Source organism: Streptomyces sp. NPDC048392, assembly GCF_043200575.1.
Classification (GTDB): domain Bacteria; phylum Actinomycetota; class Actinomycetes; order Streptomycetales; family Streptomycetaceae; genus Streptomyces.
The window spans coordinates 430,921-431,274 of record NZ_JBICYB010000003.1 but is presented as its reverse complement, the minus strand read 5'-3'; the positions used below and the strand labels follow the sequence as shown (position 1 = coordinate 431,274).

Here is a 354-nt window from a genome sequence, read left to right as displayed (position 1 = left end):
AAACGCCCGGTTACATTTCGAACCCGGAAGCTAAGCCTTACAGCGCCGATGGTACTGCAGGGGGGACCCTGTGGGAGAGTAGGACGCCGCCGAACAATCTTTGGAAAGGACCCCTGGTCCCCAGCGTTCAGCTGGGGACCAGGGGTCCTTTTGTTTTTCCAGGGCGCGCCGGGTACCCGGCTGCGCGAGAATGACTTGCAGTACCGAAGACAGGAGTCACCGATGTCCACCAACTCTCCCGACGACCGACCGGAGCGCGACCAGCGGCGACGGGACAGTGGTGACCGCGGGGACCGCGGCGGTTTCCGTCGCGACAACGACCGTGACCGTGGTGGGGACCGCCCGTCCTTCCGG

Annotated in this window: 1 rRNA gene; it reads left to right on the top strand. The window is 65.0% G+C overall.

The window, feature by feature from the left end:
- Positions 1-95 (top strand): 5S ribosomal RNA (gene rrf, locus ACGFYH_RS08260); the annotation flags it as partial.
- Positions 96-354: the final 259 nt, after the last annotated feature.